At 66.0% G+C, this 25,623-nt stretch carries 26 protein-coding genes; 7 read left to right on the plus strand and 19 right to left on the minus strand.

Annotation, left to right across the window (positions count from 1 at the left end):
• Window positions 1–56: 56 nt before the first annotated feature.
• The 3 genes from IEY49_RS07135 to IEY49_RS07145 form a co-directional block, all read right to left on the minus strand.
• A complete protein-coding gene (locus IEY49_RS07135) occupies window positions 57–998 on the minus strand; it encodes a hypothetical protein (protein WP_189005944.1) in 942 nt (313 codons plus the stop codon).
• A gap of 73 nt (window positions 999–1,071) precedes the next feature.
• Window positions 1,072–1,884, minus strand: coding sequence for a peptidylprolyl isomerase (locus IEY49_RS07140; protein WP_189005947.1), 813 nt, complete (start codon window positions 1,882–1,884; stop codon window positions 1,072–1,074).
• A gap of 62 nt (window positions 1,885–1,946) precedes the next feature.
• On the minus strand, window positions 1,947–2,417 hold the full coding sequence (locus tag IEY49_RS07145) for an Lrp/AsnC family transcriptional regulator (RefSeq protein ID WP_012693912.1): 471 nt from the start codon (window positions 2,415–2,417) through the stop codon (window positions 1,947–1,949).
• Between the two features lie 199 nt (window positions 2,418–2,616).
• Between IEY49_RS07145 and ald the strand changes: the two genes are divergently transcribed.
• Complete coding sequence (gene ald, locus IEY49_RS07150) at window positions 2,617–3,723, plus strand: alanine dehydrogenase (RefSeq protein WP_189005950.1); 1,107 nt, start codon at window positions 2,617–2,619, stop codon at window positions 3,721–3,723.
• 81 nt (window positions 3,724–3,804) lie between these two features.
• Here the strand turns inward: ald and murA are convergent, their stop codons facing one another.
• Complete coding sequence (gene murA, locus IEY49_RS07155) at window positions 3,805–5,082, minus strand: UDP-N-acetylglucosamine 1-carboxyvinyltransferase (protein WP_189005953.1); 1,278 nt, start codon at window positions 5,080–5,082, stop codon at window positions 3,805–3,807.
• A 268-nt stretch (window positions 5,083–5,350) separates the two neighbouring features.
• Between murA and IEY49_RS07160 the strand changes: the two genes are divergently transcribed.
• Complete coding sequence (locus tag IEY49_RS07160; protein WP_189005956.1) at window positions 5,351–5,575, plus strand: transcriptional regulator; 225 nt, start codon at window positions 5,351–5,353, stop codon at window positions 5,573–5,575.
• Between the two features lie 67 nt (window positions 5,576–5,642).
• On the opposite strand, the gene IEY49_RS07165 is transcribed toward IEY49_RS07160, so the two are convergent.
• Window positions 5,643–6,641 carry a C40 family peptidase gene (locus IEY49_RS07165; RefSeq protein WP_189005959.1) on the minus strand — a complete coding sequence of 333 codons (999 nt, stop codon included), beginning with the start codon at window positions 6,639–6,641 and terminating at the stop codon, window positions 5,643–5,645.
• Window positions 6,642–6,804: 163 nt separating this feature from the next.
• Between IEY49_RS07165 and IEY49_RS07170 the strand changes: the two genes are divergently transcribed.
• Both IEY49_RS07170 and IEY49_RS07175 read left to right on the plus strand, forming a co-directional pair.
• Window positions 6,805–8,109 (plus strand): MFS transporter, encoded by a 1,305-nt coding sequence (locus IEY49_RS07170; protein ID WP_189005962.1) that lies wholly within the window; start codon window positions 6,805–6,807, stop codon window positions 8,107–8,109.
• 46 nt (window positions 8,110–8,155) lie between these two features.
• Window positions 8,156–8,317, plus strand: coding sequence for a hypothetical protein (locus tag IEY49_RS07175; protein ID WP_189006587.1), 162 nt, complete (start codon window positions 8,156–8,158; stop codon window positions 8,315–8,317).
• 278 nt (window positions 8,318–8,595) lie between these two features.
• Here IEY49_RS07175 and IEY49_RS07180 read toward each other — a convergent pair whose 3' ends face one another.
• The 3 genes from IEY49_RS07180 to IEY49_RS07190 are packed head-to-tail and all read right to left on the minus strand — an operon-like array spanning window position 8,596 to window position 12,570.
• On the minus strand, window positions 8,596–10,344 hold the full coding sequence (locus IEY49_RS07180) for an SLC13 family permease (RefSeq protein ID WP_189005965.1): 1,749 nt from the start codon (window positions 10,342–10,344) through the stop codon (window positions 8,596–8,598).
• 5 nt (window positions 10,345–10,349) lie between these two features.
• Window positions 10,350–11,447: a [LysW]-lysine hydrolase gene (locus IEY49_RS07185; protein WP_189005968.1), complete on the minus strand. Its 1,098-nt coding sequence runs from the start codon at window positions 11,445–11,447 to the stop codon at window positions 10,350–10,352.
• Window positions 11,437–12,570 carry a hypothetical protein gene (locus IEY49_RS07190; protein ID WP_189005971.1) on the minus strand — a complete coding sequence of 378 codons (1,134 nt, stop codon included), beginning with the start codon at window positions 12,568–12,570 and terminating at the stop codon, window positions 11,437–11,439. Before IEY49_RS07190 ends, IEY49_RS07185 begins: the two co-directional genes overlap by 11 nt.
• A gap of 156 nt (window positions 12,571–12,726) precedes the next feature.
• On the opposite strand from IEY49_RS07190, the gene IEY49_RS07195 reads away from it, so the two are divergent.
• On the plus strand, window positions 12,727–13,002 hold the full coding sequence (locus tag IEY49_RS07195) for a hypothetical protein (protein ID WP_189005974.1): 276 nt from the start codon (window positions 12,727–12,729) through the stop codon (window positions 13,000–13,002).
• 4 nt (window positions 13,003–13,006) lie between these two features.
• On the opposite strand, the gene IEY49_RS07200 is transcribed toward IEY49_RS07195, so the two are convergent.
• From IEY49_RS07200 to hisF, 10 genes are all read right to left on the minus strand, one after another.
• Window positions 13,007–14,506: a YifB family Mg chelatase-like AAA ATPase gene (locus IEY49_RS07200; RefSeq protein ID WP_189005977.1), complete on the minus strand. Its 1,500-nt coding sequence runs from the start codon at window positions 14,504–14,506 to the stop codon at window positions 13,007–13,009.
• A gap of 128 nt (window positions 14,507–14,634) precedes the next feature.
• Entirely contained in the window at window positions 14,635–14,943 is a 309-nt protein-coding gene (locus tag IEY49_RS07205; RefSeq protein WP_189005979.1) for a Sec-independent protein translocase subunit TatA/TatB, read from the minus strand.
• Window positions 14,944–15,012: 69 nt separating this feature from the next.
• Window positions 15,013–16,989 (minus strand): serine/threonine-protein kinase, encoded by a 1,977-nt coding sequence (locus IEY49_RS07210; RefSeq protein ID WP_189005982.1) that lies wholly within the window; start codon window positions 16,987–16,989, stop codon window positions 15,013–15,015.
• A 70-nt stretch (window positions 16,990–17,059) separates the two neighbouring features.
• Window positions 17,060–18,241 carry a DUF885 domain-containing protein gene (locus tag IEY49_RS07215; protein ID WP_229780685.1) on the minus strand — a complete coding sequence of 394 codons (1,182 nt, stop codon included), beginning with the start codon at window positions 18,239–18,241 and terminating at the stop codon, window positions 17,060–17,062.
• Between the two features lie 29 nt (window positions 18,242–18,270).
• Window positions 18,271–18,831 carry a 5-formyltetrahydrofolate cyclo-ligase gene (locus IEY49_RS07220; protein ID WP_189005988.1) on the minus strand — a complete coding sequence of 187 codons (561 nt, stop codon included), beginning with the start codon at window positions 18,829–18,831 and terminating at the stop codon, window positions 18,271–18,273.
• On the minus strand, window positions 18,819–19,622 hold the full coding sequence (locus tag IEY49_RS07225; protein WP_189005991.1) for a phosphodiesterase: 804 nt from the start codon (window positions 19,620–19,622) through the stop codon (window positions 18,819–18,821). The genes IEY49_RS07220 and IEY49_RS07225 overlap by 13 nt, the downstream gene beginning before the upstream one ends.
• Before the next feature lie 220 nt (window positions 19,623–19,842).
• The gene (locus tag IEY49_RS07230; protein ID WP_189005994.1) at window positions 19,843–20,577 is read right to left on the minus strand and encodes a zinc dependent phospholipase C family protein; all 735 of its coding nucleotides are present in this window, start codon (window positions 20,575–20,577) and stop codon (window positions 19,843–19,845) included.
• 175 nt (window positions 20,578–20,752) lie between these two features.
• Window positions 20,753–21,622 carry a DUF4394 domain-containing protein gene (locus IEY49_RS07235; protein ID WP_189005997.1) on the minus strand — a complete coding sequence of 290 codons (870 nt, stop codon included), beginning with the start codon at window positions 21,620–21,622 and terminating at the stop codon, window positions 20,753–20,755.
• Window positions 21,623–21,820: 198 nt separating this feature from the next.
• Window positions 21,821–22,483, minus strand: coding sequence for a bifunctional phosphoribosyl-AMP cyclohydrolase/phosphoribosyl-ATP diphosphatase HisIE (gene hisIE, locus IEY49_RS07240; RefSeq protein WP_189006000.1), 663 nt, complete (start codon window positions 22,481–22,483; stop codon window positions 21,821–21,823).
• The gene (hisF, locus tag IEY49_RS07245; RefSeq protein WP_189006003.1) at window positions 22,483–23,292 is read right to left on the minus strand and encodes an imidazole glycerol phosphate synthase subunit HisF; all 810 of its coding nucleotides are present in this window, start codon (window positions 23,290–23,292) and stop codon (window positions 22,483–22,485) included. The genes hisIE and hisF overlap by 1 nt, the downstream gene beginning before the upstream one ends.
• A gap of 179 nt (window positions 23,293–23,471) precedes the next feature.
• On the opposite strand from hisF, the gene IEY49_RS07250 reads away from it, so the two are divergent.
• On the plus strand, window positions 23,472–23,891 hold the full coding sequence (locus tag IEY49_RS07250) for a response regulator (RefSeq protein WP_189006005.1): 420 nt from the start codon (window positions 23,472–23,474) through the stop codon (window positions 23,889–23,891).
• Between the two features lie 71 nt (window positions 23,892–23,962).
• Window positions 23,963–24,805: a DUF72 domain-containing protein gene (locus IEY49_RS07255; protein ID WP_189006008.1), complete on the plus strand. Its 843-nt coding sequence runs from the start codon at window positions 23,963–23,965 to the stop codon at window positions 24,803–24,805.
• Here IEY49_RS07255 and IEY49_RS07260 read toward each other — a convergent pair.
• A complete protein-coding gene (locus IEY49_RS07260; RefSeq protein ID WP_189006011.1) occupies window positions 24,729–25,604 on the minus strand; it encodes a DUF817 domain-containing protein in 876 nt (291 codons plus the stop codon). The two genes, IEY49_RS07255 and IEY49_RS07260, sit on opposite strands and share 77 nt — an antisense overlap.
• Between the last annotated feature and the right edge of the window lie 19 nt (window positions 25,605–25,623).

The following is a 25,623-nucleotide window of genomic DNA, read 5'->3' on the forward strand; positions in this document are numbered from 1 at the left end:
ACTGAACAGCTTTCAAATGAAAGCGCCCTTTGTAGCAGAGACTGCAAAAGCGCCCGTTAATGGCCTTCGCGGACTGCCTCGAGCATGGCGGTGGCCACCGCCAGGGCGGCTGGTCCAAGCGGCGCGCGGGTGACTCCCAGCAGGGTTCCCAGCTTGTCGCGGCGGGCGCTGCTCAGGTGGGCCCAGCGGTCGAGGTCGGTCCGGTGTTTGCGCGCCGCCTCGTCGCGCAGGTAGCGCACTGCCCCATCGTAGTAGCCGGCCTGAAAGGCAGCCCGGGCCCGGCGCTCCTGTTCGACCAGTCCCAGACCACGGGTGGCCAGCAGCACCCGGCGGGCTTCATCGGCGCCGCCAAACGCATACAGACCTTCCAGGTGATACACGGCCTTGGGATAGCGCAGGCCTGCCCGTGCCCGCCAGGCATGAGGCAGCCGGATTTCAAACTCGGGCCACGCATGCAGGTAGGTCAGCAGGGCGGGATACAGCAGCGTCAGGGCAATATCGCGCGCGTCAGCCAGCGCCAGCAACTGCTCCTGTGCGCCGTGACCGGGGCCGGTGTAGTGCCTGCGCGAGGCGTCCAGCCGCTCTGCCGCAGCGTTGATCAGTTCGGCGCGGTACGCCGCGAGCTGGGATTCGTTGAGATTCCACAGGGTGCGCTGGATGCGGCCGAAGCCATTGGTCGGGTCATACAGCACGCGGCTGGTCGCCAGCAGCGCCAGCGGCGCCTCCTGCTGGGCCACCTGCCAGTCGCGCCATTGGTCAAGCGCTTCGTACGGGTACCGGATGACGCTGATCCCGGCCCGGACGTCCTCGTGCATCTCCGTCACGCCGCGCTCGAAGGCGACGAAGGTGGGCAGGCTGCCGGCCCACTGTTCATCGGTGCCGTAGCTGCCGGCCTGCGCCAGGGCGCGCACCTTGCGGTCGGCAATCAGCCGCTCGCTGACCCGCTCAGGCGTGCTGAGGCGTTCAGCCCCTGTCTTGTCTGTAGATCTGTCCAGCACGCGCAGTCCTCCGGTCCCAGCATAGGGCAAGGCCGGGCCCGTTTCGTGCCGGGCATAAATGAGGTGGAAGCCCTCAGGGACCAACGAGAATCTGCACGCTGCTCAGCACGTCCGCGCCGGCCCCAGCAATCGGCTGGCTTGAGGTGTAGTTGCGTGTCAGGCGGTTCACGACCTCCTGCCCGGCCACCACCTGTCCGAACACGGTGTACTCGCCACTCAGGAAGTCGGCTGGCGCCAGCGTGATGAAAAACTGGCTGCCCTGTGAGTCCAGGCTGCCGCCACGCGCCATCCCCAGTACGCCCGGGCGGTCAAAGCGCAGCCCGTTGCGGTGCTCGGCCATGAAGCTGTACCCGGGCCCACCGGTTCCCCAGGCCTCGCGCCGGGCCGGGTCGGTGCTCAGGGGGTCGCCGCCCTGCGCCATGAAGCCCTCGATGACCCGGTGAAAACGCGTGCCGTCGTAAAAGCGGTTCAGCGCCAGAAACACGAAGTTGTTGACGGCCACCGGGGCGGCCTTGGCATTCAGTTCGACCGTCACGGCGCCGCGGCTGGTGTTCAGAACCGCACGGTAGCGCTTGGCCGGGTCAATCACCTGCTCGGCGCGCGCAAACGAAGTGCGCCGGGTTTCGCTGAGCGGAGCGAGCGCCTGAAAGCCAGTCTGCGCTGCCGGCGCCGAAGTCGCCGTGGAGGTCGTGGCAGTAGACGTCGAAGTGGTAGCGGAGGAAGCCGTTGCAGGGGAAGTTGTTGCTGGCGCCGTCTTGGCAGGTGCTGCGGTCGAGGGAGTTGCTGTGACGGGTGCTCTTGTGACTGGTGCGGCAGTCAGGCGGGGCGTGCAGGCAGCGAGGCTCAGGCCCAGGGCCAGCATCGGAAAGGTGACCATTTTCTTCATAGGGGCCAGTATCACCCGCTCAGAGCAGACTGCCACTCAGAAAGTCCGAACCCTGGCTTCATTCAGTCCAGTGCCAGGCTGGTGGTGTACTTCTCCTGCTTGACCACGATGGTGCTGGCGGTGTTGCGCACCCCGGGGATGGCCGCCAGCGTGTTGACCAGAAAGTGCTGGTAGGCGTCCAGGTCGGGCACGCACACCTTGAGCAGATAGTCGATATCGCCCAGGCACAGAAAGCATTCCAGGACCTCGGGACGCTGCTGCATCTTTCGGGCAAACTCCTCGAAGCCCTGCTTGGTCTGTTTATCCAGCGTGACGCGCACCATGACCATCAGCTCACGGCCCACCTTCTTCTGGTCCAGCAGGGCCACGTAGCTCTGGATGATGCCTTCTTCCTCCAGCCGGCGCACCCGCCTCAGGGTGGGAGCCGGTGTCAGACCGATCTCGTCGGCCAGCTCAGTGTTGGCGATGCGGGCGTCGCGCTGCAGGATCCCCAGAATCTGCCGGTCAATGGCGTCCAGATGGAATTGAGACATAAACACGACAATTGTACGGCTTATTCGCAACCATGTTGCGGAAACGGGCTGGAGACGGCATCTGCCGGCAATCATGCCGAGTGAGTGCCCTGCTACCATTGCGCTGAAAGCCTCTTACGGCTCACGCCATCTCTCTTGTACGCCCGGTGTTATGGCCGCCCGCGTTCTTTGCCCCTGCACTGTTCCGGAGGAACCACTCATGCATATTGGTCTGCCCAAAGAAATCAAAGTCAAGGAAAACCGCGTCGCACTCACACCTGGCGGCGTTGCCACCCTGGTCCGCCGTGGCCACACCGTCACCGTCGAACAGGGTGCTGGTGTCGGAAGCGGCATTCAGGACACCGAATACGAGGTGGCCGGCGCACGCATGGGCAGCGCCGCTGAGGCATGGGCCGCCGAGATGGTCGTGAAGGTCAAGGAGCCGATCGCCAGTGAGTACGGTTACCTCAGAGACGACCTGCTGCTGTTCACCTACCTGCACCTGGCCGCCGACCGCCCCCTGACCGAAGCGCTGATGCAAAGCGGCACGACCGGCGTCGCCTACGAAACTGTGCAGCTTGACGATGGCAGCCTGCCGCTGCTGACGCCCATGAGCGAGGTCGCCGGCCGCCTGAGCGTGCAGGCCGGTGCCTACCACCTGCAGAAGCCCGTGGGCGGGCGCGGCGTGCTGCTGGGCGGCGTTCCCGGCGTGCAGGCCGGTCATGTGGTGATCCTGGGCGGTGGTGTCGTGGGCACCAACGCGGCCAAGATGGCCATGGGTCTGGGCGCCAAGGTGACCATCCTGGACGTGTCACACCGCCGCCTGGCCTACCTGGATGATGTCTTCTTCGGCAAGCTCACCACCATGATGAGCAGTGAGGCCAACATCCGCACCCTGCTGCCCGAGACCGACCTGCTGATCGGCGGTGTGCTGATTCCCGGCGCCAAGGCCCCGCACCTGATCACCCGTGACATGCTGCCCCTCATGCAGGAAGGCAGCGTCATCGTGGACGTGGCGGTGGATCAGGGCGGTTGTGTGGAAACCATCCACGCGACCACCCATGACGATCCCACCTACGTCATCGACGGTGTGGTCCATTACGGTGTGGCCAACATGCCTGGCGCCGTGCCGCGCACCAGCACCTTCGCTCTGACCAACGCGACCTTCCCCTACGCCCTGATGCTGGCGGACCAGGGTCTGAATGCCCTGAAGAGCAACAAGGCGCTCCGACTGGGGCTCAATACCCACCAGGGCAAGCTGACCTACGCCGGCGTGGGCGAGGCCTTCGAAATGGAAGTCGTGGAAGCCGGCGCTGCGCTAGCCTGAATACGTTCCCCAACGCAGAGTGCCCGCCTTCAAGCAAGGCGGGCACTCTGCGTTGGGGCCTGAGGCTCAGGTCGTCGCCACTCAGTCCATTGCCACTGCAAGCTGGGTCTGATGTGCAACGGCACCGATGCCGCAAAGGCGCTCGGCCAGGTTCTCATAACCGCGGTTGAGGTATTGCACCCCGTCAATGATGGTTTCCCCGGTGCAGGTCAGGCCGGCAATGAACAGCGCGGCGCCGGCGCGCAGGTCTGCGGCCTTGACTGGGGCAGCATGCAGGGCGCTGCCCTGAATCACCTGGGTGTAGCCGCTGACGGTGATGTTGGCACCCATGCGGTGGAGTTCGGCCACGTGCGTCAGGCGGTCAGGGTAAACCGGATCCTGCACGACGCTGGTGCCGGGGACGGTGGCCAGCAGGGCGCTCATCTGCGGCTGTACATCGGTCGGGAAGCCGGGGTAGCTCTGGGTGGTCACATTCACCGGGCGCAACTCGCGCTGCCGGGCGTCCACGATCAGGCTGTTGCCCGCTTCCAGGATGTCTACGCCCATCTCCTGAAGCTTGGCGCTTACCGCGCGCAGATGGTCAGGACGCACATTGCGCACCGTGAGCTGACTGCGGGTCGCGGCCGCCAGCATCATGAAGGTGCCGGCCTCGATGCGGTCAGGAATCACGGTGTACTCCCCGCCGCGCAGCTGCTTCACTCCCCGGATCACCAGGGTATTGGTGCCGGCTCCCTGAATATCGGCGCCCAGGCTGTTCAGAAATTCGATCAGGTCCACGACGTCGGTATCGATGCTGGCGTTTTCCAGAGTCACCACACCATCGCCCAGGACCGCGGCCAGGACCGCATTGTGGGTACCGCCGACGGTCAGCAGTTCAAAAACAAAGGTGCCGTTCAGGCTGCCGTGGCGCCGGGCATGAAAGTTGCCGCCGTCCTCGCTGATCTCGGCGCCCAGTGCCCGTAGCGCCTTGACGTGCTGGTCCACCGGGCGCGGACCCCACGCACAGCCCCCGGGCATAGACACCCGGGCCTGCCCGGCCCGCGCCAGAATGGCCCCAAGCACCACGAAGCTCGCGCGCATCTTGTTGACCAGGGCATAGGGTGCGTCGGTATGGATGATGGTAGGGGTATGCAGTTCCAGACTGTTGGGCCCCACCCACTGGTGCTGCGTGCCGATGTGATGCACCAGATCCAGGATGGTGTACACGTCGCTCAGGCGTGGGATGCCGTGAAGGGTAACTTTCTCACTGCTCAGGAGGCTGGCCACGATAATGGGCAGAGCAGCATTTTTGCTACCCTGAACGGTGATCTCGCCGCGAAGTTCGCGGCCTCCCTGGATGTGCAGTGGGGTCAGTTGCATCGGTAGATCCTTTTGGTGGGGCGGTGAAGTAGGTGCAGGCCGGAACACGTTCCGGGCCCAGTCGGCAACGCAGGTGCATCTTACACATGATGCTCACCGTACGTCTAGTTTGACCTTACGTCGGGCACTCATGATCTAGATGTGCAACCCATGCACATAGGACTGAACTGAGTTTTATGTTGAGCACACTCACCATGCGTGCTACCCTGAATAACGACGGTCACGCCTGTCCGGAGGTGTTCAAGCGCGGCCCGCACACAGGAGAGGCATGCCCAAGAAGGAACGCAAACGCCTGCAGGTGGTGATCAGCGAGGAGCAGGACGCCTTGTTGACTCGTACGGCGTATGAACTGTCTAGTCCAGAACGCCTGATCAGCAAGAGTGAAGTGGTGCGGCTGGCGATCGAGAAGATCGCCCAGGAGTTGGGTGAAGGGGCCCACCTGGAGGAATACCGCTCCATTCTGGATTCCGAAAACGTCAGCGACGACATCTGAATCGCTCTGGAGAAGAGGAAGAGACGCCTGGTCTGCAGACCAGGCGTCTCTTCTCTGGACTGTTAAGTCATCGCCTGGCGGGCTGCTGTGCCACGACACTGCCCATGACCCGCCGGGCTCCCAGATAACGGGGAGCCCAGTAGCGGTCGGATAGCAGCCGGTCTACGGTAACCTCGCCTTTATAGCTGTTGGCGTTGACAAACTGGTCCTCACCCAGGTAGATGCCGACATGGGTCACGCGGCCACTTCCAGCGGTATCGAAGAACACCAGGTCCCCCGGCTGCAGCTCAGAGACCTCCACCGGGACGCCAGCTGTCGCCTGGTCGGCGCTGACACGCGGCAACTTCACACCCAGCGGCGTGAAGACCTGCAACACGAAGCCGCTGCAGTCGAGTCCGGAGAGGGTGGTGCCGCCCAGCACATAGGGCGTGCCCAGCAGCGCCATGGCCGTGCCGCGCCAGTCACCGGGAAGCGGACTGGCCAGAGGCGCAGGCGGGGCGCCGAGAACCCCCGTGAGCGAGACCTGAGGTGCATTTCCCACCGCGGGAGCCTGGGTGGCCTGCACGGAAGCAGGATGCACAGCAGAGGGCTGTGCTCCTGACGATTTCTGAGCAGCCACCGCCGGCAACTTCAGTACCTGACCTACAGCGATCTTTGCCTCGGGAGCCAGGGAATTGAGGCCCAGCAGAACATCGACGCTCACCGCGTACTGGCGTGCCAGGGCATACAGTGTCTCGCCCGGCTGTACCACATGGGTCACCGGCACCTCACGCAGCCGCAGGACCTGACCCACCCGCAGATCCGGCGAACTGAGGCCGTTGAGGCTCAACAGCGCCTCGACCGGGATGCCTGCGCGGCGGGCCAGGTTATAGGCCGTATCTCCCGCCTGTACCACAACGGTCTGTGGCTGCGCAGTCACGGGCTGACCCGCCGGGAGGCTGGGGGAGGAGACGGACGCCCCTTTGGTGCTGGACCCACTGGTCTCGCCCTGGGCAGCTGCGACTCCAGCACTCAGGGCGCAGGTCAGCAGCAGGAAACGCAATGCGGGAAAAGCAGATTCAGGCATTCGTGGAGACTCACAGGGGGCGAGATGAGTGCAGACCAAAAGTTGCATAAATGTAACGAGACTCGCGCACCGTAACATGCCCGCTCAGGCGTTGCCTAGCCCCCAGACTTCATGAGATCGGCTGTGCCGCTTTCGTGAGGATGCTGGCGCCTATTCTGTACGGATGCTCTCGCGTGCCCAGGCGTGGCGCACCCGAACCTTCAGTGCGCTGCGTCACCCTCATTACCGCCGTTATTGGTACTCCCAGCTTCTCTCGCTGATCGGCTCCTGGATGCAGACCACTGCCCAGCAGTATCTGGTACTGGAACTTTCGGGCCAGAGCAGCGCCGCGCTGGGCTGGGTGACCGTGGCGCAGTTCCTGCCCAGCCTGCTGCTGTCGCTGTTTGCCGGGGCCGTGATTGACCGGGTGCCGCGCCGGCGGGTCCTGCTGGTGACGCAGCTGACGCTGCTGGGCACCGCCACCGCCCTGGCCGTCACCACACACCTGGGGGTGGTCACACTGCCGCTGGTGATGCTGCTGGCGCTGATTGCGGGCACCGCCAACGCCTTTGATATGCCAGCCCGCCAGAGCATGGTCGTGGACTTTGTTCCCCGCCACGACGTACCGAATGCCGTGGCCCTCAACAGTCTGTCGTTCAACGTCAGCCGCACGCTGGGGCAGGCGCTGTTCGGGGTGGTGGCGGCCCTGGGCGTGGGTTTGCTGGCGGCTGGCAACAGCGACAATATTGCCCGGCTGGCCCTGCCGTTTTACCTGAACGTCGCCTCCTTCTTCGTGGTGCTCTATGTGATCGCCACCCTGCCCTTCCCGGAGCGTGAAAGCGCGCCGCATGGCAGCATGCTCGACGATGTGCGGGAGGGCCTGCGGTATGTGCGCCGCACGCCCGCTGTACGCAATGTGATGCTGTTGGTGGGCACCATGAGCCTGAGCATCGTTAACTTCAACGTGATCATTCCCTATTACGCCCGGGTGGTCTTTGAGGCGCGGGAAGGAACCTTCGGGCTGCTGTCGGCGGCCTTTGGCATTGGTGCCATGGCGGGAGCCCTGTGGCAGGCCAGCAAGCCCAACCCCCTGCGCAACCTGCGGGTAGGCGCCATTATCCTGATCCTGAGTGCGGTGCTGCTGGCGCTGACCCCGACAGCCTCGCTGGCGGCCCCGGTTCTGGCCATGTGTGGCTTCGGCATGCTCAGCCTGCTGGTCAGTGCCAACAGCAGCGTGCAGCTCACCATTCCGGACCATCTGCGCGGGCGGGTCATGAGCCTGTATTCCTTTGTGCTGGTGGGCATGGGCCCGCCCGGCGCGCTGCTGTCGAGCACCCTGATCAGCCGTGAATTCATCCTGGGACCGCGCTGGGGTCTGGTGGTGCTGGCTGCCCTGGGCCTGCTGGCGCTGGCCGCGCTGTGGACCCGACTCCCCCGCACCTTCTCGGATGCGGGCGCTGCCCCGACAAAGGCACCAGTAGGCGGATAAATACCTTTTAAGGTAGGGCAGTGGGGAGGGCTGTTATGCTGCGGGCATGGCTTCACGTCGTACGTCAGATCGCTCGCAGGTGATGATGACCTGGACACTGGTCGTCCTCGCGGTCGGGGCGCTGCTGGGTATCGGGACCACTGCCGCTCTGATGGCCCGCAAGGACCGTCCCCTGCCAGATGACCCGGACGCTCCCCTGTTCATCTGAGTCCTCAGAGCATTTACCGGATCACGCCGCCGGGGATGTCTTCTCGGCGGCTCTGTTTCCGGTCCAGGTAGGCTGCTTCGATCTGCGGACCGGGGGTTGCTGCTCTCAAGCCCTGGTTTGGCAAGCGCCCGCCCACTGGTGTTTGGAACTTCGTGGGTGAAAACGGGGAAATTTGTTGCTCCCACCGGACGAGCTTGCCCGCTTTCCAGCAGTGCCGGGGCAACAGGTGACCTGTGCTGTGGTCATTCCCGGCCCACTTCAAGCCTGGACGTGCCGAATCAGAATGGCCAGACCCGGGGAATGACCAGCATGGCGACCACGAAGGTCACCAGCGTCAGTCCGGTGCCGACCCTGACAAAGTCCAGGAAGGTATAGCGGCCCGGGCCGTAGACCAGCATGCACGACGGCTCCAGCGGCGTGATGAACGAATTGCTGGCGGCCACGGTGATGCCGATGATGAACGGCCGAGGATCGTAACCCAGGGTTTTGGCCGTGCCGATGGCGAGCGGCAGCATCACCAGCGCGGCGGCCTGATTGCTCATGGGCTGGGTCAGCGCGACCGTCACGGCAAACAGGGCGGCCAGCAGTCCGTAGGGACCCAGTGGCTCCACTACCCCGGACAGTGCTCCGGTCAGGACCCTGGCCGCGCCGGTGGCCTCGAAAGCCGTGCCGAAGGCCAGCATGCAGGCCACCAGCACGATGATCGGCCACTCCACCGCTCCGTAGGCCTCTTCCGGGGAGATCAGCCGCAGCATCAGGCTCAGGGCCACGGCCACCACCACCGCCACGGCGAGCGGCACCACGCCCAGGCCACCCAGCACGACCGCCGTTCCGAACAGGAGCAGGGCAGCCGGGGCACGCCTGAAATTGCTCTGGCGCTCGGTCAGGTCTCCCAGCACCACCAGATGTTCGCCCAGGGCGTCCACCCGCTCGCTCCGTCCCTGAATGAGCAGCACGTCGCCTACCCGGATGCGCATGCGGCCCAGCCGCTCGAAGTTCTTGTCGCGCCGGTGCAGGGCCAGCACCGACAGACCGTAGCGTTCCCGGAAGCGCGACTCGCGTAGCGTGCGGCCCAGCAGAGGCGAACCCGGCATCACCACCGCCTCGACCAGCCGGACCTCGCCGCTCTCACCGGTCAGGGCCTGCAGTTTTTCCTCACTTCTGCTGACAATCCCCAAGGTATTTTTGCCGGCCAGAATGCGCTCGGTCGCGCCCTCAACTGCCAGCGTGTCGCCTTCCTGAAGCTGAAAGTCAGGACGGGGAGCGTACACAGTCTGGTCCCCGCGGCGCACCGCCACCACGGTGAGCCCGTGATCGCGGCCCAGGCCCGAGTCGCGCAGGGTCTGTCCGGCCAGAGCACTGCCTGGGGCGACGGTCAGGTCGGCGAGATACGCCCGCAAGGATTCCTCAAGCTGTGCGTCGCGCTCGGGCAGCAGGCGTGGGGCCACAAAAAACAGATAGAGCAGGCCCATCAGGGCAACCGGCAGGCCCACCCAGGCCAGCTCGAAAAAGCCCAGGGACTTCTGGCCGCTGGCCGGCAGGGCGCCTGAGACCACCAGGTTGGTACTGGTGCCGATCACCGTGATGGTTCCGCCCAGGATGCTGGCATACGCCAGTGGCATCAGCGCGCGGCTGGCCGCGATGCCCGCCCGGCGTGAAACTCCTGCTACCACCGGCAGAAAGACGGCGGTGGTGGCCGTGTTGCTGGTAAAGGCACTGACGCCCGCAACGGTGCTCAGCATTGAGCGCAGTGTGGCGGTGGGGTTTTTGGAGCGCAGGGCCAGCGCCGTTCCCACCCATTCGATCACGCCGGCCCGCAACAGTACCCGCGTCAGGATGAACAGCGAGGCCAGGGTCAGGACCGTCTCACTGCCAAAACCGGCAAAAGCCTCCTTGGGTTCAATCAGGCCGAGCAGCAGGAGGGACGAAAGCAGGCCCAGCGCGGTAACGTCCACTGGCAGCAGTTCGGTGGCAAACAGCACCAGGGCCACCACAAACAGGAGGAGCAGGATGGTGACCGGGTCCATGACGATCAGCTCCGGGCGCCCAGGGCCAGCCGGGTCAGGGCGTCGGTCAGCACGGCGACCGAGCGATCGTACTCCTGCAGGTCCAGCCGCTCTTCCGGGGTGTGGTCCAGGGCGCTGTCCCCCGGGCCATACGCCAGGGTCGGAACAGGCCAGTGCCCGGCGACCACGTTCATGTCACTGGTTCCCGTTTTGACCTTGAAGACCGGGGTGCCGCCCCGGGCTCGGATCGCCACGCGCATCGCGCGAGTCAGGACATTGTCTTTGGGATAACGCACGGCGCGTTCCTGGCCGGTGAACGACACGACCAGTCCAGGCCGGTCTCCCAACAGGTCCAGAATCGCGGTCTCGGCCTCAGCCGGCGAAAGGGCTGGCGGCAGACGAAAGCCCAGCGTGGCCCGCGCAATCTGCTGAACGCCGTCGGTCGAAGCCTCCAGGCTCTGGATGGTGGCCTGAACAGCGTCGAAGACCCCACCTCCCTCAAATCGTGCGGCGGCCCAGGCTCGCACCCGGAACCAGGCTTCGGTCAGATCATCCGCTGCGCTGGTGCCTTCGCCGGCTGTGTGGAAGTTGTCCTTGACAACCTGAAGACGGGCCACCAGCCGCCCCTTATAGCCCAGGGTCAGCCCGGCCCAGCTGCTGGGTTCCCCGATCAGCACCAGGTCCGGCTGCAAGGCGGTGCGGATGTGCCGGGCGCCACGGCTGCTGGGCGCCTCCTCCTCGGTGGCGCCGATCACGACAAAACGCGCCGCACGCAGGGCATTTTCGGGCAGCGCCGCGACCGCCGCCATAAAGGCGCACAGCGGACCCTTGGCGTCCACGCTGCCGCGTCCGTGCAGGACCCCGGTCTCGTCCACAAACACTGGCAGGTCCCCCGGAACGGTATCCATGTGACCCAGCAGCGCCACCGTCAGCGGTCCGGTTCCGCGCTCTCCTACTGCATTGCCGGCCTCGTCGATGCGGGTGTCGAACCCTCGGCTGGCCATCCAGCCAGTCAGGAAGGCCGCCACCTGATGCTCCTCACCAGACAGCGAGCGAATCCGTACCGCTTCGACAATCAGGTCCCGGGCCGCCTGGGTTCCGGGGCCCAGAGCGTCAGCGGACATCCAGGGGCCTGCTCTCCGGACCCGCGCTTTGGTGGCCGTGGGTGTTCTGGCCCAGGTGGATCGCCATGGCCGTGAGCAGACGCGCCGCTTCCGACAGCACCGTGAGGGTAACGGTGCCCACCCCGCCGGCCAGCAGGGTCCACAGGCCTTCGAGGCGCTGGCCCCCCAGGAACTGGAAGATTGCGAGTAGTACGGCCCCCACGAACAGCACCACGCCCAGGAAGCGCAACCGGCCCGCGAGCGCGGCGACCGCTTCGGCCTGGGCGCTCAGGTGGGGGATCTGGGCGCCTGGCTTCACCACCGCCTCGGTGGTCGTTTCCGTCATGGCAGCACTGGGAGGCGGCTCTGTGGCAAGGGTGGCCCCCGGTGCAGGTTCGCTGAAGGCTGGTCTCTGCCGCGCCTCGTCCAGCTGCGGCTCTGGCCTGGGGTCCTCTTTGGCCTCGGGGCGCTTGGCCGCGGGCGAGAATCCGGACGAGGTGATCACCACCCGCTCGGTGCGCCGGGACGGATCAGTGGCGGACGCAGGTCCGGAAACGACGCCTGGCACAGGTGTTGCGAGGCCCGGAGTTACCGGGCCTGGCATCACGGAAGCTGGCCGGATGCTGGACTCGGAGGCCACCGGGGCAGCGTCTCCGCGGGGACGTGGCGGCGGGCCTCGGTCCGGTGCGGGGGTCAGGCTGGTCAGCGGTGGGCTGGCTGAGGTGCTGGCAGGCTGCCCGCTTGAAGCCGGGCGCGGGGCGGGAGTCGCCGGAGCGCTGGCAAAAGTCTTGGTGGCCGGCACCGCTGCCGGAAGTGGCGAGGACGGCAGCTGTTTGACACGCGCCGTGGCGTCGCGCACTTGCGCAAAAAAGCCCTGAACCCGCGAGGGTTCGAAGCCCAGCAGACTGGCCGTCAGGGCCGTACCTGCCGGCGTTTCCACCCGCAGCAGGCCTTCCTGGTCACTGTGAATCCGGGTCAGGTCACGCAGGGTCACGCGCCGGGTCCCAGCACCGTCCTGATACAGCAGCGTGCCTTCGGTCAGCACAAACAGTGCATCCTCACGCTCCAGGGTAGCGACCGGCCGCTCCTCCATACCGATGGTCTTGAGGGCCGCCGCGGCCCGTTCAGGGGCAGGTTCTGTCATGGGTTTCACTCCTCACTGCCTGCCAGCATACCCACTCGCCGCCGGCCACCGCACTCAGCGATTCCTTACCGCCTGGGCAGTATCGCGCGCCGCGGGATGAAGACCCTCCCACCCTGGCCTCACCTCGGCATCGTGGAGGCGACGCACACTGCAACCATGACGGACTCCTCTAACCGGTACGGCGATCAACCTCTGGGCAAGAGCGTCGAGGAGATCGAACGCGAGGGCGGCAATCTGGAGAACTCCCCGGTTCAGGGTGAGGACCGGCGCCGTGACGATGGCCTGGTGGTGCCGGCTGTGATTGGCGGCACCACCAGCGGTGCCCCGGGGGCGGTGGTGGGGGCTGGCCTGCTGGCCGATCGCACGGGCGGTGCGGACGACGGCACGGCGCGCAGCGGCGACAGTGCACGGCGTGACGACAGCGAAACCTGAGCCCTTAGCCTGAACCCACCGGTCGAAAGGTGACTGCTTCGGCCAGGTGTACCTCGCGGATCTCGTCGCTGCCGGCGAGATCCGCTACCGTGCGTGCCACCCGCAGCAGCCGGTCATAGCCGCGGCCGGTCAATCCCAGCTGATTGGCTGCCGCACAGGCAAAGCCTTGGGCACTGGCTGTCAGCGCTGAGTGGCGGCGAAGCGCCTGTCCGGCCAGATCGGCGTTGCGGCTGCCCTGCCGGTTCAGCATCCGGGTGCGGGCGGCGGCTACCCGTTCGCGAACTGGTGCAGACGGCTCCGGCTCGGGAGCCCGGGTGAGTTCGTCCACCGTCAGGCGGGGCACAGTCACCCGCAGGTCGATCCGGTCAAGCAGCGGTCCGCTCAGACGTGCGGCGTAGCGGGTTCGCTCGGCTGGCGTGCAGGTGCAGGGCTTTTCCGGATCGCCCTGATGCCCGCAGGGACACGGGTTCATGGCAGCGATAAGCTGAAAGCGGGCCGGGTACTGCACGCTGGCCCTTGCCCGGCTGATGGCCACCTGGCCTTCCTCGAGGGGTTGCCGCAGCGTTTCCAGTGCCTTGCGGCTGAATTCCGGGAACTCGTCCATGAACAGCACGCCGCGGTGCGCCAGACTGACCTCTCCGGGACGTGGAACGCTGCCGCCGCCGATGAGTCCGGCGTCCGACACGGTGTGGTGCGGCGAACGGTAGGGCGGGGTCAGGGTCAGGGCTCCCCGCCGGGTCAGCAGTCCGGCCGCCGAATGGATCCGTGTGACCTCCAGTGCCTCTGCCCGGGTCAGGGGAGGCAGCAGCCCCGGCGCTCGGCGCGCCAGCATGGTTTTGCCGCTGCCCGGGGAGCCGATCAGCAGCAGATTGTGGCCTCCGGCCACCGCCACCTCCAGGGCCCGGCGCGCTCCGGCCTGACCTTTGAGGTCAGCGAGGTCCGGCAGACTGTCATGGTCCACCCCGGGTGTGGTCGGCTCGGCGGGGATCAGGGGCGCGCGGCCACTCAGGTGCGCGGCCGCTTCCGAAAGCGTCCGGGCGCCAAACACCGTCACGCCGTCGATCAGGGCCGCTTCCTGAGTACTGGCTGCTGGAAGCAGCGCGGACAGGCCCAGCCCAGCGGCCAGCAATGCCACATTCACGGCCCCGGCGATGGGCCGCAGGCTGCCGTCCAGCGCCAATTCGCCGGCCACCACCAGAGCACAGAGCGCATCGGCAGATACCAGTTCCTGCGCGGCCAGGACGCCCAGGGCAATGGGCAGATCGTACAGCGGCCCTTCCTTTCGCAGGTCTGCGGGAGCCAGGTTCACGGTGATGCGCGCCGCCGGGAACGGCAGTCCGGCATTGCGCACCGCTGCGCGGACCCGTTCACGCGCCTCGCTGACCGCCTGATCGGGAAGGCCCACCACCATAAAGGATGGCAGCCCTGGCGAGACATCCACTTCCACTTCAACCGGCACGGCGTCCACGCCGATCAGGGCCACGCTGCGTACGCGGGCCAGCATCAGTGGTCCGGGCGCCGCATGGGCGCGCTTCTTCCTGCAAGAGTCACGGCGGCCAGTGTACGCATAGCCACCACAAAACGCCGCCCACTTTCAGCACACGGATGCAGGGGCGGCGTTCTGGAAAAGCTTTATCGGCTGGGCGTGTCCTGAACCGGTTCAGGCTGCGCGGTTGGCTGCGGAATCACGGCCTGTGCAGGCACTACCGGAGTCACTGCGCGTGGGTCCACCGTGGCATGGATCGTCTGGACCGGCGCACTGGGTGCAGCACTTTCCTTGAAGCTGCCCTCCAGCTCTTCTTTCAGCCCCTGGGTGCTGCGCCGGAATTCCCGCAGCCCCGCCCCCAGGCTCTTGCCCAGCTCCGGCAGCTTGCGTGGTCCAAATACCACGAGTGCCACGAGCAGAATCATCAGCAGTTCTCCAGCACCAATATTCGGCATGATTGACCTCCGTGAGGGGCAGGGGCCTGTGGTGACGCCCCGGCCTTTTGTGCAGTGTAGTGCGCCGGTCTAAGAACTGGTTGAACCCTCGCCCGCATGACCGGGAACGACATCCCGGTAGGCACGCAGGGTTCCGTTCATGAACGCCACGTACAGGGTCCCGTCGGCAGCCAGAGGCGTGGCCTGGACGCCGTGCCGCTCCTGGTGTGCCCAGCGGACCGCGCCGGTGCGTACGTCCAGTGCGGTCAGCTCACCCTCTTCGGAGGCCAGAAACACCTGCCCGGCACTGATGACCGGACTGGCCGTAACCCGGCCGCGCAGGGTCCGGGCCCACAGGTCCTCACCATCGGCCAGCCGCAGGGCCCGGACCGTTCCGCCCCAGCCGGCCAGCACCGCCACGCCCCCGGTCTCTCCCGGCTGTGCGCTCAGGGCAGGCGAGGCCCAGACTTCGTCTTCCAGGTCGTAGGTCCACAGGGTGGGTTCCGGGCCACGCAAAGCCGCGCGGCCGCCGGAGGCCGTCAGGGCCAGGGCGTGCACCTCACCTTCCCAGGTGGCTATCACCAGGGCCGCTTCGCCCGGTGCCGTGGGCAGCAGCGCCGGGGTGCCGTGGACGGTCCCAACCTGCACCTTCCACAGCGGGGCCCCAGTGCGGGCGTCCAGGGCGTGCAGCCAGCCGTTCTCGTCGCAGACCAGCGCTGCGCCGGCCCACACCAGTGGACTGGCCGCTACCGGGCCGTCTGCGCGGTAGGCCCACAGCAGTTCGCCCGTGTGTGCGTTCAGCGCATGCAGGTGCCCGTCACGGCTGGCCGCCAGGACCCGGCCGTTCCAGAGGGTCGGCGCGCCGGTCAGCTCTGCCCGCGCCTGGTAGCGCCACTGTTCGGCGCCGCTGTGCAGTTCCACCCTCCGCAGGGTCCCGTCCCAGGCGCCGAACAGCACGTGCCCACCCTGGAAGGTAGGCGGGGCCGTGACCTCGTCCCGCGCGGCGTAGGTGGCAAAGGGGCGGCCCGAGGCATGCGTCAGGACCAGCTGCCCGCCCCGGGTGCCGACCGTGACGAGATCAGCCTCGCCCATCACGGCGGCCGGCCAGGTCACCTCACCCGGCAACGGGACGCTCCAGACCTCCTGCAACTGTCCGGCGCGCGCTGGCCCGTCGGGATGCTCTCCGGTGCGGGTGCGCCCGCCGCGGTACTGGCTGCGGGCATGCATGGTCCACACGTCGCGCCGCGCCAGCGCCCACAGGTGCGCCAGGGCCTCGCCGGTTTCGGGGCGCTGTTCGGGCTTCTTGGCCAGCAGGGCCAGCAGCACCCGGGCTATGGCATCCGGGACCGCCGGGTTGACGTCACGGGGGTCCGGGACCTTTTCGTAGACATGCTGGTAAAGCACGCTCTGGTCGCTGTCGCCCACGAAGGGTGGGCTGCCACACACCACCCGGTACAGCACGGCCCCCAGTGCATACAGGTCGCTTAGCGGCCCGACACCGATCCCACGCGCCTGCTCCGGCGCCATGTAGGCCGGGGTGCCCAGGGTCACGCCGCTGCGGGTCAGGTGCCGGGTGTGCTCCGACAGGGCCACCAGGCCAAAATCCATGATGCAGGGCAGCCCGGTGCTGTCCAGCAGCACGTTGCCGGGTGTCAGGTCGCGGTGCGTGATGCCCTGGGCGTGCACGAAGTGCAGCGCGCGGGAAGCAAAGGCGGCGGCAGTGAGGAAGCGTGCCAGCGGCCCAGGCGCGTCCTCCAGCGGCCCAAGGCCGGTGACCGGGCCTCCGGTCATCAGCGGCATGGTGAAAAACGGCCGTCCGGTGCCCGGGTCCACGCCTAGGTCCAGCACCGGCACCACGCCAGGATGGTTGAGCCGGGCGAGCGTGCGCACCTCACGCAGAAACCGCGAGCGGTCCGAATCCGGGACATGTTCGTGCATCACCTTGACCGCCACTTCGCGGTCGACCACCTGATCGCGGGCACGGAATACACGGGCACTGCCGCCCTCACCAAGCAGGGCCAGCAGGTCGTAGCGGTCCGCAAGCACCGTGCCAACGTCGAGCGCCATACGTCCGCGAGTGTAGCGCGCCCTCACCCGGATGCCTGGACGCGGTGCTGGACGTCAGGTAGGCCGGACGTCAGGCGACCGGGACCTGCGTTGCCAGCTGACCCGGAGTCAGCGGTTCTGACAGCAGCCGGGCAAAGGCACCCTGCCTATGCGAGGCCATAAAGCCCCGCACCAGATCGCTCCCCACCGAGTAGGTGAAGATATAGGCGCGCAGGTTCGGCTGGGTAATGAATTCCAGGTTTTTACGCGCGTGCTGCTCAGTGACCACGTTGTAGCGGCTCAGGAACTCGATGACCTCGGACTCGGGTCGGCCGTCCTCGTGCAGCAGCATGGCGGCCGCACCCGAGACGCCCTTCATGCTGGACTGCGCCTCGGAGACCCGCAGCATTGCGGCCACATCGTCCGGGTCCAGCCCGGCGTGGGCTGCCAGTTCGCCGGTCAGCCAGGAATGAACCTCTTCGCGGGTCATGACAGCGTCCAGGGCGTTTGTGGCCACGCCCTCGGACACCACGCATTCCGGGGCGTTCAGGAGCTGGATGTGATGCTCCTGCCAGCCGCGCTCACGAACCAGCCGTGCTTCCTTGGTGCTGTGTTCGGTGTGGTGACCAGGGTAGCCTTCATGGGCCATCAGGTCCGGCAGGCCGGTGAGGGTCACCGGGAGGTCAGTGTTGATGTCGATGCGGCTTTGCAGCCCGCCCAGCGGCCAGTTGTAGCCGCCCCAGGGCTTGCCGCTGACCAGACCGATGCTGAAGCCTTCTCCCTGCGGAAGCCCGAAGCGGGTGCGGGTCCGTTCCCGCAGCTCGGCCAGAATAGGCGCGGTGACGTCGAGCAGGGCCGAGGGAGGCACCACGACCCGGTCGCGCAGGGCATTCTTGCGGTCGACGAGCGATCCGCTGCCAGGAAGGGCATCTTCCAGCACCCGCAGGCTGGCGTCCAGGGCAGCCGGGTCAGCACGCCGGGGCTCGATGTCGTACAGACCGCGCACTTCGTCGGAATACCGCAGCTGCTCGCCAGCCAGCAGGCGCGTCATGGTCTGCATGGCCCGGACCTGGACCGCCAGCCACGCTCGGCGCTGTTCCTCGGCGACCTCCTCCACACGGACAGCGAGGTCATTCGCTTCCAGGCGCAGCTGGGCGGGGTCACGCTCCTGGCGGTCGGCCCACTCCTGCGGGCCTCCGTAGCCGTCAATAAACCCCGGGGCGTGCGCGTCGATGGCGTGGGCCAGCCGGATGTAACGCTCTGCGATGTCCATGCGCCGCAGCATAGCGGGCGCCCTGCGGGCTACGGTCTTGAGGGCCGGACACCGGTTTCGGTGGCCAGAAAGCCCGCCAGGACGTCATGCGGGTCAGACGGCAGCTCCGGCACCAGAAGGGCCGACCACACCACCCCCACCACCAGACCTCCGAAGCCGGGCAGCAGGCGGTCGTAAAAGCCGCCCCCATACCCCAACCGGACGCCCCGCTCATCGAAGGCCAGCCCTGGAAGCAGCGCGGCGTCCACCGTGCTGAGCGCCTCGCGCGGGGCATCGGCCGGCGGCTGCAGCGCCCCGAAACGGCTGAACTCGGTGGCGCTGGCCCAGGGATGCAGTGTCAGATGGGGTTCCGGCCGGAAGCGCGCCCGGCTGGTGAGCAACTCGAACTGGTTGGCCAGTGTGGACACGTCGGGTTCGCCCGGCAGGGCACGGTAGGCCAGCACGCGCCGCACCCCCTGTTCGTGCAGGAAAGTGGCCAGAGAAGTGCACAGCGGGGCGGAGGCGTCCGGCACGGCGGCACGCGCTTCGCGGGCCCATACCCGCCACTTAGCCTTGGAGTCCTGCACAGCCGGTGAGCTCAGGAGCGCCATGCTGTCCCGTCGTGAAGGTCCAGGGTCTGGTACAGCCCGTCTCCGATCACGCTGGTGAAGCTGACCAGACCGGCGCCAGGCGTCCAGGAATGAAGCAGGCAGGCGGGGGACTGCAACTGCACCGACAGCCTCTCCGGGTGTCCCAGGTCCGGCAGCCAGGTGTGCCGGGTGCCGGGCGCCGTCATCAGCAGCGTACCGCCGCAGCGCCGGGTAATGGCCATGTGCAGGTGACCGGCCAGCACGCGCTCGACTTGCAGGTGTCGTGACACCAGGGCCTCAAAAACCTGTGGGTCGCGCAGACCGATGCCGTCCATCACCTTCAGACCGCTGGGGGTCGGCGGATGATGCATGAAAATCACGCAGGGGCGCTCCGGCACTTCACTGAGCCGCTCATTGAGCCAGCCCAGGCGCGTTTCACACAGTTCTCCGGCATCGTGGCCGGGCAGATGGGTATCCAGCCCGATCAGCCGCAGCGGCCCGGCTTCGACCACGTACTGCATGAACCCGTCCAGGCCCTGCGTTCCGGGCTGACCCAGTGCTGAGAGCATAGGGGCGCGCCGGTCATGGTTACCGGGCACGGCGTAGACCGGCATCGGCAGGGGCTCAATCAGGGCCAGGAAGGTGGCGTACTCGCCTACCTCCCCATGCTCGGTGCAGTCCCCGGTGATCAGCACCAGATCGGGGAGTACCGGCAGCGTCAGCAGGTGGCTGACCGCGCGCCGCAGCGCCCGGGCGGTTTCGTCGTCCGGGGCGGCCGTGATATGCAGGTCGCTGAGCTGAGCAATAAGCAAGAAAGCTTCACCTCCGGGCTTCAGGGTCTGTGGGTTCCAGCCTACTCTTCCGGTCTGCGCAGCGGTGGCACAACTGGTTGCAAAACGGTCGCCGAACTGGATGCACGGTCAGAGCGGTCCTGTTTTTGTCGTCGGAAGGAATCTCTCTGCGCAAGACAGGGGCATTCCCAGAGGCGAAATTCGTCCAGTACTATAAGAACGCTGTTCAGACCAGCGCATTTCAGGGCAGAGTGTAGGCAACTGGCAGGTCCATGACATGCAGGGAAATGCGCTGATCGGCGGGGATCTCTCCTGCCTCCAGGCGGTTGGTCAGGACTACGATGGCCCGGGCACAATCCTCGACGACCCGGTTCATGCTGTCCTCGCTCAGGTAAGGATAGGAACGGTCCAGAACGAAGCCGCCAGGCTGCGCATAGAACTCACGCAGGTCATCCAGGCGATGTGCAAGTGCCTCGCTCCCCAGAAACGGCAGGGGAGAGGGTGGATTGGGCGCGGGCACGACCTGACTGGAAAACACGTTATGTGGATGGTCACGCAGGTACTTGTGGTCCAGGCCGTACCAGTCGTCCTTGACCCGCTCCCAGGTTGCGGCCCGGTGGGCGGCGAATTCAGTCCCGAAGGTCTCCTGGGTCGAGCGCCCGATGAAATGCATCCAGAGGTTGTCACTGACCAGATGTGTGAAGTAGCCCAGCACAAATGCGGACCGTGACGGGTCCATATCCTGCTGTCCCTGCACGTATTCCCGCCAGAAGGTCAGGTCCGGTATGTGGCCCTCATCCTCACCGGGGCACAGCAGATGGGTGACGGACTTGGGGGGATCAAACTGGGTCCAGTCGTGGTTTGGCCGTCCAGAGTCCGGCGCGACATTGCCGATCACGAAAGCGGGTGTGTCCAGGTGTGGCCAGTCCTGAAGCAGCCGCTCGGCGATACGAAAATGGGCGATCCAGGTGGCCATACAGCTGCGAGTCTAGAGCGTTGGCCCGAGTTGGAATGCCGAAATGAGGCGGCTTACCCCGGTTACAAGGTGACTCCCCCTGATTCAAGGCAGGGGGAGCAGCAGGGCACATCATCTGAGCGGTCATCTCCGGACCCGCCGCTGGCCCTTGATTACCTCTCGTCCGGAACAGGCCTCAGGAACGCGCAGGCAGTGCCAGAGCAAAGGCTTTCAGGCTGACTCCATCGAGGGTGGACTTGGTCGTCGCACGTCCGGTGGCCAGATTTACGGTGTACAGCGTCGTGCTGGTGCCGTTGCTGACCGACAGCAATGCGCTGTTTTCGCCCGCGATGTCGAAGCCGGTCCGGCCTGCGCTCACATCCACCCCAAGGGCGCCGACCACGTTCAGGGTGCTGAAGTTGCCGGTAGGCGCGGGAGCAGGGGAGTTGGTGTGGCTCACCAGCATGTCCGTGTCCGCATCTATGGAAAACAGCGTCGTGGCCGGAGTGTACTCGGTGGTCGGTTTGAACATGCGGAAGGAGTTGGTATAGGCCGCAGCGACCAGATTCGGATTGCGTCCGGCGTTGGCTGGGTCCGTCTGGGCGTACATGAGGGTGCCGTCGGCGGTGACGGTGCCATCGGTCGAACTGCCGGTGGCGGGCGTCAGACGGAAGTTCAGATCCCCGTTGCTGAAGACCCGCAGGCGCTCGGCGGCCGGATTGAAGTCCATGACGGTGGGGGTGCCCATGGCCGCGGTGCCCACATTGCGGGTCAGCGCTCCCGTCGTGGTGTTGACGCTGTACAGCGTGCCCCTGTCGGACAGGGCGTACAGCATGCCGTCGCGGTTGAAGACATCCAGGTCCACCAGAACCTCACCGCTGGCCAGGCCAGTCAGCGCCAGGCGGCGGGTGCTGTTGGTGGGGTTGTCGGTGCCGAAGATGACCAGCTGACCCTGGGCGTCCAGACCGTAGGCAGTCATGCCCATCGGCGCATCGGGGGACCGGACAGTAAAGCAGGCGGTAAGAGCCAGGGTAGAGGTGGCAGACAGCAGGGCAAGTCGTTTCATGGGTGAACCTCCGGAGGGCAAGGCGAGCCAGTGGGCCCGCTCCCTTGTTCACTCATCCCTAAGCAGGTCTGACCCTGTTGGATCACTCGCCTCCTTGATGGTGTTTTTATAAAGTTCACACGTCGAAAGGCATCTGCTGCCCAAACGGTGTGGGGAACAGGCAAAGCGCTGTCAGGGTCCCCCAGTTCAGTTTCTGGCTCAGCCGGCTTCTTTGGGGCCCTTCAATCCGGTCCGGCCCTCGCGCTGCTGGAGCACGGCAGCCACATCACCAGGAGAGACCCCGACCTCCGCCATGGCGAACAGGGTATGAAACAGCAGGTCGGCCACCTCAGTCGCCAACTCAGCGCGGTCAGCGTTCTTGGCGGCCAGCAGCACCTCCCCGCTTTCCTCACTGATTTTTTTCAGCACCCGGTCCAGGCCACCGGCATGCAGCCGGGCCACATAGCTGTTTTCCGGCAGGGTTGCCAGCCGCTCGGTGATGGTGGCATAGACGCGCTCCAGGGTGCCGTCCAGCCCGCTGCTGCTTTCTGGGTTCTCCAGCAGCGGGGTGTAAAAGCAGCTGTAGGCCCCGGTATGGCACGCCGGACCGGTCTGTTCCACGCGGTACAGCACGCTGTCGCCGTCGCAGTCCAGGTGAACGCTGACCACGTGCTGGGTGTGGCCGCTGCTCTGCCCCTTGACCCACTGTTCCTGGCGCGAGCGGCTGTAATAGGTCGCCTCACGCGTGGCCAGGGTGCGCTCGATGGCGGCGCGGTCGGCATAGGCCTGCATCAGCACCGCGCCGGTCCGGGCGTCCTGCGTCACCACCGGAAGCAGGTTGTCCGCACCGAACTTCAGGCCACTCAGATCAGGAGCCGTCATCACGCCCCCTTCCTGAGCGGGTCGGCCGGCCAATCCGGGCGGACGGGGACACCCTGGGTCTGAAGAAAGGCCTTGACCTGCGGGACGGTCAGTTCGCCAAAGTGAAACACGCTGGCCGCCAGGGCCGCGTCCGCATGGCCGCCGGCCTCGCCACCACGCAGCACGTCGCAGAAATCCTGCATCTGGCCGGCGCCTCCCGAGGCGATGACCGGCAGGTCCACGGCCTGCGCCACCATCCGGGTGGCCTCCAGATCGAAGCCCTCCCGCGTACCGTCAGTGTCCATGATGTTCAGACAGATTTCTCCGGCTCCCAGGGTCTGGCCCCGGACAGCCCACTCGAGCAGGTCGACGCCGGTATCGATCCGACCCCCGCCCACATGCACCGTCCAGCTTTGCGTGCCGGGACGGCGTTTGGCGTCAATGCTGAGCATCACGCACTGGGCGCCGAAGTGGTCGCTGGCCTCACGGATCAGCTCGGGACGTTTGACGGCGCCGCTGTTCACGCTGATCTTGTCGGCGCCGGCCATCAGCAGCTGCCGGAAGTCCGACACGGCATTGATCCCGCCACCCACGGTCAGGGGCATCATCACCTGCTCGGCCACCTGCGCAGCGACATCCAGCATCAGGGCGCGGCCCTCATGCGTGGCCGTGATGTCGTAAAAAACCAGTTCGTCGGCCTGCTGGGCCTCATAGGCCTGCGCCAGCGCTAGCGGATCACCGGCGTCACGGTGGTTCTCAAAGAACCGCACGTTTTTCACCACACGTCCGTTCTGGACGTCCAGGCAGGGAATGATGCGCTTGGTCAACACGCTGTGCAGTCTACGCGCCGCTGGCTTGACCTCATTCGTGTCGGGACTGCGTTGTGTAGCCTCCTGCAGCTAAGCCTTTACAACTATCTTTCAAACGTGGATTTGTTCATGAATTTCTTCACAGTACCTTGATACTCTGTTCATACGATTCGTCCAGTCGCCCCCTTCGAGGAGACGCTATGGAAAGCCGACGCATTCTGCTGATAGACGACAATCCTCACGATGTGGAGCTGGCCCTCCATGCTTTTGCACAGTCCGGCCAGCAGCACAATGTGGTGGTCGCCGGCGGCGGAAGTGAGGCGGTGGCTTTGTTGCACGGAGAGGCCGGGGAATTGCCGGACCTGATTCTGCTGGACCTCAAAATGCCTCACATGGACGGCCTGGCTGTTCTGGACGAGATCCGTGCTCACGACGCGACCCGCCGCATTCCAGTCGTCATGCTGACCACCAGCGGCGAAAGCAGGGATGTGCGGGCCAGCTACGAGCACGGTGCCAGTGCCTACGTGGTCAAGCCACTGGAACTGCGGCAGTTTGCTGAAACCCTGAAGACCATCACCGCCTTCTGGACCCGTTTGAACCGCGTGGCCCACTCTGGCTGAGCTTTTCCCGGGGCCTCAACCCAGCGTTCACGCAGATGCGCGCTGCCGCGCCTGCACGCTAGCCTCGGAGTATGCGCGTGTATATCGGTTGCGGTGGGTACAGCAACGAGGAGTGGACAGCCCCGGGCCTGATCTATGAGGGCGTGCGCAAGGACGACTACCTCAGCACCTATGCCGCCTCCTTCGACGCGGTGGAACTCAACAGCAGCTTCTACGCCATTCCCGGCCTGAAGGCATTTGAGGGTATGGCCCGCAAGTCGGGGGGCCGCACCCGCTTCGCGGTGAAACTCAACAAGGTCTTCACTCACGACCGCGCGCCCACCGACGTGGATTTCGACCGCATGCTGCAAAGTCCCGAGCCCCTGCGTGAGGCAGGCATCATGGGTCCGTATCTGGCGCAGTTTCCATACTCGTTTCACCGCACAGCCGACAACCGCAAGTACCTGCACATGCTCTCCGAGCGCTTTGCCGGGCGGGAACTGGCAGTGGAACTGCGGCATGCCAGCTGGGACAAGCCCGAAGTGCGCGAAGGTATGGCCGAATTCGGGCTCATCTGGGTCAGTCCCGACTACCCGCCGGTGGGCGGCATGCCCGAACCGCAGGTGCACGTGACTGGAGACGTGGGGTATCTGCGTCTACACGGCCGCAACAGTGGCAGCTGGTGGGAAGGGCAGAGCGCGGCCGAGCGGCACGACTACCTGTACAGCCGCACCGAAATGGACGAGTGGGCTGAGAAAATTGCCTTTGTCAACGACGAACTGGCGGAACTCTACGTGTTTTTTATGAACACCACGCGCGGGCATGCCCTGAAGAACATTCCCATGCTGCGCGAGGCCCTCAATGCACGCGGGGTGCCGGTCCGCGCCCCTGATCCGCTGGAAGCGGGCTCCTCTGATTCCGGCCGTCTGCTGTAGGACCTGGGCGCAGTTCGGCTGACTGCTGTGCCTCCCAGGTCTTCAGCGCCGAGACGGTCAGGAAGGCCACGACCACCAGCAGGGTCCAGGCAAGCCATTTACCCAGGTGGACCGGCTGCCAGCTGCCCTGCTGGTGTGGATAGACCCAGGCACCGAGGTAGGTCGCGCCGTTTTCGGCCACGAACACCGCCAGCCCAATCAGGACAAAGGACAGCAGCAGCGGCATCCGCAGGCTGTGCCCAGCCACGGCGAAGGTCACCTGAGCACGCCGGAACGCCAGCGCCAGCGCTCCAGCCAGGGCGTAGCGCAGGTCCGGCCCGAAGTGGTGTGTAAAGAAGTTGAGGTAGATGCTGCCCGTCAGCACCCATTGCAGCGGCATCGGCGGAAGTCCTGACAGGCGGAGGCCGAATTGCCGCCATGCCTGGGCCATGTAACTGCCCACACTGGCATACATGAATCCTGCATAGAGCGGCACACCGAAGACCTTGCTGTGGGCCTCGTCAGGGTACGCCCAGCTGCCCTGCGACACCTTGAAGGCCTCCAGTGCAAAGCCCAGTCCATGGAAAGCCAGCACCACCGCGGCCTCACGCGCGGACTCGGCGCGGGCCCGGATCAGCCCCAGCTGGGCCAGCACACAGCCCGCCAGCAGCGCGTCGTAGCGCGCGATTCCCCACTGATCCGGAGGCCATGCTGAAGAGGCCGCCAGCAGACCAACGACCAGCAGGGCGAAGACACAACAGCGCAGCTGCGTGACCACAAACAGGCCCAGAAGGACTGCCCGACTTCGCCATTGAGTCATGCCTTCAGCCTTTCGCAAG

It is taken from the genome of Deinococcus malanensis, from assembly GCF_014647655.1.
GTDB classification, from domain to species: domain Bacteria; phylum Deinococcota; class Deinococci; order Deinococcales; family Deinococcaceae; genus Deinococcus; species Deinococcus malanensis.